Here is a 6,000-nt window from a genome sequence, read left to right as displayed (position 1 = left end):
GTGGCCGACTCGGTAGCTCAGCTGGTAGAGCAATACACTTTTAATGTATGGGTCCTGGGTTCGAATCCCAGCCGGGTCACAAGTTTACTGAAAAGTAAATTTTTTTCATATTAATATTTTGTGATTTGGTGTTTCAAAGGCTTCCTTCCGGAGGCCTTTGATTTTTTGTATTAAAACCATTGTTATAATAAATTAAAAACTCTGACAACAATAGGGATCAATCTCAAAAGTTGTGGACTAGGCAAAAACTTTGGTTAATCTAAAGAGGAAAAAATGGAATTAGGTGCAAAACTTGTGGGCTGGGTAAAAAAATAGTTAATCTGAAGAAAAAAATGAATTATCTTTTTAATCCTCTAAGCTTTATATTGAAATTTTATTTCAACGCAAAGACAAGATTCAATTCATTATTGATAAGAGAGCTAAGAAAGCGACAAAAGTCTCTGATGAAGCGATGTAGATATGCGTGTGCTTAGAAAGAATCAATACAATTGATTCAGCCTTTGCTTCCTAAAATACAACACCAGATAATAGAAATCCTTTGCGTGAAATTTTAAAATTAAACTGATCTAAATATTCTAAGTCCCACAACTTTTGCTCTTGTTCCAAAAAAACTCTGATAACAATAGCCACCAGAGTTTGTATTTTATAAAAAAAGTATACCGTGAAGATTAGTCCAGATGCATATTGTCAATTAATCGGACACCATCTACCACGACTACAATAAAGGCTCTGAAATTTCTGTCTTTGTAGAAAAAGTCAGTTTCCTGTAGTGTTTTCTCATCAGCAATCAGGAAATATTCTAGCTGCATTCCTTTCTGTTGATCAAAAATGTCGGCTACTCTTTCCTTTATTTCCGGTATTGTAACGGTTCTGAACCAATCATTGACTTTGTTTAATGTTTCGTAAATGATTTTAGATGCTTCTTTACGGTCTTCATGTAATCTTTGATTTCTTGAGCTTAATGCCAATCCGTTTTCAGCTCTGTAAATAGGTACCCCTTTTATTTTTACAGGAAGTTGTTTTTTCTCTACCATTTTCCTGATGATAGCTAGTTGTTGGAAATCTTTTTCTCCAAAATAAGCATTGTCGGGTTGCACCTGCCTGAAAAGCTCTTCTACTACAGTGCCAACACCGTCAAAATGTCCCGGTCTCGACTTTCCTTCCATTTCATTTTCTAATCCGTCAAAGTCATAATTCTTACTTTCTGCTTTTTCAGGGTAAATATCTATTACTTCAGGAATGTAAACTGCATCTACGAGACCTGAGTTTTCCAGAATTAAAATATCTCTCTTGATATCTCTTGGATATTTTTCAAGATCTTCTGCATTGTTAAATTGGGTTGGATTTACAAAAATTGAAGAAATAACAAGGTCATTCTCCTTTGCTGCTTCTTCATAGAGAGAAAGATGACCTTTGTGTAGAGCTCCCATAGTGGGAGCGAAGCCGATTTTTTTTCCCATTTCTTTCTGTCTTTCAATGAAATCCTGAAGAACTTTTTTATTTTTTATAACTTCCATAGTTTATTTTAATACTTATTCAAAAATACTAAAAATATCACATAATAATATCGGTTTTCACTACTTTAGAAAGGGAAATTTCGTAAAAAAATGTTAATTAAAATAATGTTGGATGTTTTTTTGTAATTTTGCACATTAAAGCATTTTTACAAAAATTAGATAGAAAGTTTATGCCGAATCAAAAAATACTGTACATTACTACAGAGATGTATCCTTATCAGGAAGACACAAATATGGCTGCTGTGGTAAACAAAATGGCGCTTAAGATGCACAATGAAGGCAATGATGTAAGAGTTTTTATGCCAAGATTTGGACAAATAAGTGAGAGGAAATTCCAGCTTCATGAGGTAATTCGTCTTTCAGGGATGAATATTATTATCAACGATTTGGATCAGCCTTTAATCATTAAAGTAGCGTCTCTTCCGGGGGAAAGACTTCAGGTTTACTTTATTGACAATGAAGAATACTTCAAAAGAAAACAGTACTATTTCGACGATGAAGGTACACCTTTCGACGATAACGACGAAAGAGCTATATTCTTTGCCAGAGGTGTGATTGAAACCATTAAGAAATTAAACTGGGTACCGGATGTTATCCATTTAAATGGTTGGATGTCTTCTTTTGTTCCAATTTATCTTAAAACATACTACGAATCCGATACTTACTTCAAGGATGCCAAAATTGTTCTTTCTCTATACAATGAGAAAGATGCTGACCTGGATAAAAAAATCGATGAAAAATTGAAGTTCGATAATATTTCAGGATTAAAAGCGTTAGATAACCCAACAATTAAAAGTTTTGTTATCGAAAGTATGAACTATGTAGATAATGTAGTAAAAGGAGATGAATTTTTAGATGAAGATCTGGATAAGGCTTTCAACGAAACAACTACTCAGAAATCAGAGTATCTTGACATAGATTCTATCAACAAACTTTATTAAAAAACACATTTTTAATGACTCATACTCTTAAAAGGACATTCGCCGTTTTAATGCTGGCGATTTTCGGAAGTGCAATACTTTATAACTGCGAACCTGATCCGGATTCTCTTGGTGAGCAACTCTTTAATAAAGATGCAGCACAAGGTAATGAAAAGTTATATAACCTTATTGCTTATAACATCAATAATAATGATTCCATCAGAAGTGATGCTTCAAGACTGATCAGTGTGTTGAATACTCAAGGGGGTTCTACAAGTATCGGAGTTTTGGGTGCTTTCACCGAAAAGCAGTTCGGAATGCAGAAGGCGTCTTATATTACGCAAATGAGAATGCCTGTGGACAATTTTGACTTTAATGGTCCTAAAGCAAAAGTAGATTCTGTAGTCTTAGTACTAAGAACACCAGCAAATACATCAGATGATACTTATTATATCTCTGATTCTATTAAAGCCCCTGGTGCATACGACGTGAATGATTTTCCTGTAGGAGATGAAAAAGTGGCAGTTTCTATTGAGAAAAAAACTTACCCGGTACGTAAGTATGGTAAAATAGGTGGATCAATGAAAATAAATGTAAATGAGATTACTACATTTATCGATCCTAGTGATAAAGCGTTCACACGCTCAAATGTAAATGTGGGTACAGGTGCATTGCTAGGTTCTGCAGTATTTGACGGAAAAGTAAGTACGGTAACTGTTACCAAAAAATCTGATAATTCCAATGTATTTACCGGTAATCTTGGATTTAGAATGAAATTGGATAAAGATTTCTTCCAAACCCGTATTGTTGATAAAAAAGGACAACCTGAACTTCAGGATGCGTCTAACTTCATTAGATATTTTAAGGGATTAAGAATCTCTGTGGATGAAACAGATAAATATCTTTTCCAATTTTCAGCTAATGATATGGAACTTATCATGTATTATAAATATGATAAAACAGATACTAATGGTACCGTAACAAGGCCACAAACAACACTTAAGTTTAACTTAGGGGCCGGAAATGCTCATATTGGACAATATGAGTATAACAGAATTGGATCTGGTGTTTCAGATGCACTGGCTGCAAGTAGTGACCAAAATGGTGATCGTAGGCTTTTTGTTCAGGGAATGGGTGGTCCTTCTATTGGAGTAAAAATTCCTGATACTACTATTGACTCACTGAAAACTTTATATAAAAATGATAAGGCAGGAATCGTAGGAGCTAAAATCAGAATGTATGTAGATAAATCTCTAACATGGCCTAATAAACATTCAGTGGATGGAGATCGTAAGTTTACGATTCTTCCGGTAGATGGTAAAGGAAAAGAAGGTGAACTTACTTTCTCAGACTTTACATCAGATGTATTGGCTGGATTTAATATGTATGTTTATAACAAGGATCCTGAGTATTATGACTTCGTGGTAACAAAAACGCTTAAGGATATTGTTGAGACTGCGGCAACAAATAAACCGTTGCTTATCAATATTGGATCATTTGTGAAAACAACTTCAGGAGGTACTTGGGGGGCTAAATATACATCACGAGCATTTGATATGAACAGAGCTGTTTTAATTGGATCGGATAAAACTAATGCCAACAGAGTCCAATTAAGAGTTACATACGCTACAAAAAAATAAAACACAATAAATAAACAACACTAGACAAAATAAATATGTGCGGAATAGTAGGATATACAGGTTTTCAAGACGCTTACGATATTGTAATTAATGGTCTTAGAAGATTAGAATACAGAGGATATGACAGTGCCGGAATTGTTTTGGAAAATTCGGATAAAAAATTTTCAGTAGAAAAAACAAAAGGTAAGGTCGATGATTTGGTGAATATTTCGGAACAGCTGAGAGGAACAGCCAAAATAGGAATGGGACATACACGTTGGGCAACCCATGGAGTTCCAAGCGATAGAAACTCTCACCCCCATGTGTCAAATAATGGAAAAATAGCAATTGTACATAATGGTATCATTGAAAATTATGATACAATTAAAACAATGCTTATTGAAAAAGGATTTACTTTTAAATCTGAAACAGATACTGAAGTATTGGTAAACCTTATTCAGTATTTTATGGATCTTAATTCTGAAACGGATTTCCCGACAGCAGTAAGATATGCATTGAATGAAGTATACGGAGCTTATGCTATTACGGTACTTCACGAAGACTATCCGGGAGTTTTAGTAGTTGGAAGATTAGGTTCTCCTCTGGCTATTGGAATTGGTGAAAAAGAATATTTTATTGCTTCTGACGCATCTCCTTTTGTAGAATTTACAAAAGAAGCGATCTATCTTGAAGAAGGACATATGGCAACCATTTCTTTAGAAAATGGAGTAGACATAAGAACAATTAATGAAAATTCTAAAATAGAACCTGAAATTCAAAAGCTTAAGTTAAGTCTGGAGCAGATTGAAAAAGGGGGATATGAGCACTTTATGCTTAAAGAAATTTTCGAACAGCCAAAATCTATCCATGATACTATGAGAGGTAGACTGCTTGTAGGTGAAGGAGTTATTAAAATGGCTGGAATTTGGGATCATGTTGAAAAGTTCAAAAATGCCAACAGAATTATTATTATTGCTTGTGGAACTTCTTGGCATGCAGGCCTTATTGGTGAATATCTGATTGAAGAATACGCAAGAATTCCTGTGGAAGTAGAATACGCTTCAGAATTCAGATACAGAAATCCTATTATTACAGACAAAGACGTTGTTATTGCAATTTCTCAATCAGGAGAAACAGCTGATACAATGGCCGCTTTAAAATTAGCAAAAGAAAAAGGAGCATTTATATATGGTATATGTAACGTAGTGGATTCTTCAATTGCAAGAATTACTGATGCTGGTTCTTATACCCATGCCGGTCCTGAAATTGGAGTGGCTTCTACAAAGGCATTTACGGCTCAACTTACAATTCTTACTCTGATTGCATTCAAATTAGGAAAGCATAATGGAAATTTAGGAAATGCTGAATTTATGAGCTTAATTGCTGAATTGGATGCTATTCCAAAGAGAATTGAAGAGGTTTTAGCTTCTACTCATGAGCAGATTCAACAAATTTCAAGAGATTTTGTGAATACTACAAACTTCCTTTATTTAGGAAGAGGTTATAATTATCCTGCGGCATTAGAGGGAGCTTTAAAATTAAAAGAAATTTCTTATATCCATGCAGAAGGATATCCTGCAGCAGAAATGAAGCACGGACCTATTGCTTTGATCGATGAAAATATGCCGATTGTTATTATAGCACCTAAAAAAGGACACTATGATAAAATTGTAAGTAACGTTCAGGAAATTAAAGCAAGAAAAGGTAAAGTGATCGCTGTTGTTAACAAAGGAGATCGTCAGGTAAGTGAAATGGCAGATTATGTAATTGAAATCCCTGAAACTTCAGAATGTTTCTCACCAATTGTAGCTTCAGTGCCTCTACAATTGCTTGCTTATTACATTGCTGTATATAGAGGAGCAAACGTAGATCAGCCAAGAAATCTTGCAAAATCTGTAACCGTGGAATAAAAAAAATGTTGTAAATAAAATAAATTTAGATTTC

Annotated in this window: 4 protein-coding genes and 1 tRNA gene; 4 read left to right on the top strand and 1 reads right to left on the bottom strand. The window is 34.3% G+C overall.

The features are described from left to right. Positions 1–6: 6 nt before the first annotated feature. Positions 7–79, top strand: a tRNA-Lys gene (locus CW752_RS13195). Positions 80–668: 589 nt separating this feature from the next. Here CW752_RS13195 and panC read toward each other — a convergent pair. Then, positions 669–1,517, bottom strand: coding sequence for a pantoate--beta-alanine ligase (gene panC, locus CW752_RS13190; protein ID WP_101240176.1), 849 nt, complete (start codon positions 1,515–1,517; stop codon positions 669–671). A 170-nt stretch (positions 1,518–1,687) separates the two neighbouring features. Between panC and CW752_RS13185 the strand changes: the two genes are divergently transcribed. From CW752_RS13185 to glmS, 3 genes are read left to right on the top strand one after another with little or no spacing between them, the layout of a single operon-like run. Beyond that, positions 1,688–2,458, top strand: a complete 771-nt coding sequence (locus CW752_RS13185; protein WP_101240175.1) for a glycogen/starch synthase — start codon at positions 1,688–1,690, stop codon at positions 2,456–2,458. A gap of 14 nt (positions 2,459–2,472) precedes the next feature. After that, a complete protein-coding gene (locus CW752_RS13180; protein ID WP_101240174.1) occupies positions 2,473–4,077 on the top strand; it encodes a DUF4270 family protein in 1,605 nt (534 codons plus the stop codon). A 35-nt stretch (positions 4,078–4,112) separates the two neighbouring features. Next, positions 4,113–5,966, top strand: coding sequence for a glutamine--fructose-6-phosphate transaminase (isomerizing) (glmS, locus tag CW752_RS13175; RefSeq protein ID WP_101240173.1), 1,854 nt, complete (start codon positions 4,113–4,115; stop codon positions 5,964–5,966). Positions 5,967–6,000 lie beyond the last annotated feature (34 nt).

Source organism: Chryseobacterium sp. PMSZPI, from assembly GCF_002835665.1.
In the GTDB taxonomy this organism is placed as follows: domain Bacteria; phylum Bacteroidota; class Bacteroidia; order Flavobacteriales; family Weeksellaceae; genus Chryseobacterium.
This window is presented reverse-complemented; position numbering and strand designations above follow the sequence as displayed.

What these genes read in the sequence shown, in the direction of transcription:
- CW752_RS13185 (WP_101240175.1), top strand. Translation starts at nt 1,688, where the DNA reads ATGCCGAATCAAAAAATACTGTACATTACTACAGAGATGTATCCTTAT.
- glmS (WP_101240173.1), top strand. Translation starts at nt 4,113, where the DNA reads ATGTGCGGAATAGTAGGATATACAGGTTTTCAAGACGCTTACGATATT.
- panC (WP_101240176.1), bottom strand. Translation starts at nt 1,517, where the DNA reads ATGGAAGTTATAAAAAATAAAAAAGTTCTTCAGGATTTCATTGAAAGA.
- CW752_RS13180 (WP_101240174.1), top strand. Translation starts at nt 2,473, where the DNA reads ATGACTCATACTCTTAAAAGGACATTCGCCGTTTTAATGCTGGCGATT.